Source organism: Hydrogenophaga sp. (assembly GCF_031426985.1).
Classification (GTDB): Bacteria; Pseudomonadota; Gammaproteobacteria; order Burkholderiales; family Burkholderiaceae_C; genus Hydrogenophaga.
Genome location: NZ_JASJOY010000037.1, coordinates 1 through 1,273, shown reverse-complemented (window position 1 = coordinate 1,273; position 1,273 = coordinate 1). Strand labels below are relative to the sequence as shown.

2 protein-coding genes are annotated in these 1,273 nt (G+C 65.1%); both read left to right on the top strand.

Annotated elements, in window-relative coordinates:
- Window positions 1–737 (top strand): class III extradiol dioxygenase subunit beta (locus RMP09_RS04750; RefSeq protein ID WP_310564852.1); only part of this gene is annotated, 737 nt, incomplete at its 5' end.
- Window position 738: 1 nt separating this feature from the next.
- Window positions 739–1,273: Gfo/Idh/MocA family protein (locus RMP09_RS04745; RefSeq protein ID WP_310564851.1), on the top strand; the 535-nt coding region annotated here is incomplete at its 3' end.

Below are 1,273 nucleotides of genomic sequence, written 5' to 3'. Positions count from 1 at the left end.
AGCCCGACGTCATCTTTCTGGTCTACAACGACCACGCCACGGCCTTCAGCCTGGAGATGATCCCGACCTTTGCCATCGGCACGGCGGCCGAGTTCACGCCGGCCGACGAAGGCTGGGGCCCGCGCCCGGTGCCCCAGGTCATCGGCCATCCCGACCTGGCTTCGCACATCGCGCAGAGCGTGATCCAGCAGGACTTCGACCTCACCATCGTCAACAAGATGGACGTGGACCATGGCCTGACCGTGCCGCTGTCGCTGATGTGCGGCGAGCTGGACCCGAAGAAGGACGCCTGGCCCTGCCCGGTGATCCCGTTCGCGGTCAACGTGGTGCAGTACCCGGTGCCCTCGGGCAAGCGCTGCTTCATGCTCGGCCAGGCGATCCGCAAGGCGGTGGAAAGTTACGACGACAACCTGAACGTGCACATCTGGGGCACCGGCGGCATGAGCCACCAGCTGCAGGGCGCGCGCGCCGGCCTGATCAACCGCGAGTGGGACAACGCCTGGCTCGACAAGATGATCGCCGACCCGGTGGCCTGTGCCGACACGCCGCACATCGACTACGTGCGCGAAGCCGGCAGCGAAGGCATTGAACTCGTGATGTGGCTGATCGCCCGCGGCGCCATGTCCGACATCGTTGACGGCAAGGTGCAAGGGCCTGCCCCGACCGTGAAGCACCGCTTCTACCATGTGCCCGCGTCCAACACGGCCGTGGGCCACCTCATCCTGGAGAACAACTGACATGACCATCAAAGTAGCCCTCGCCGGCGCCGGCGCCTTCGGCATCAAGCACCTGGACGGCATCAAAAACATCGACGGCGTTGAAGTCGTGTCGCTGATCAGCCGCGACCTGGAAAAGACCAAAGAGGTTGCCGACAAGTACGGCATCCAGCACGTGACGACCGACCTCGCCGACAGCCTGGCGATGAAGGAAGTGGACGCCGTCATCCTCTGCACGCCGACGCAGATGCACGCCGAGCAGACGCTCGCCTGCCTGAAGGCCGGCAAGCACGTGCAGGTGGAAATTCCCCTGGCCGACAGCCTCAAGGGCGCGGAAGAAGTGGTGGCGTTGCAGAAGCAGACCGGTCTGGTGGCTATGTGTGGCCACACCCGCCGCTTCAACCCCAGCCACCAGTACGTGCACAACGAGATCACGGCGGGCCGGTTCAACATCCAGCAGATGGATGTGCAGACCTACTTCTTCCGCCGCACCAACACCAACGCGCTGGGCCAGGCCCGCAGCTGGACCGACCACCTGCTGTGGCACCACGCCGCCC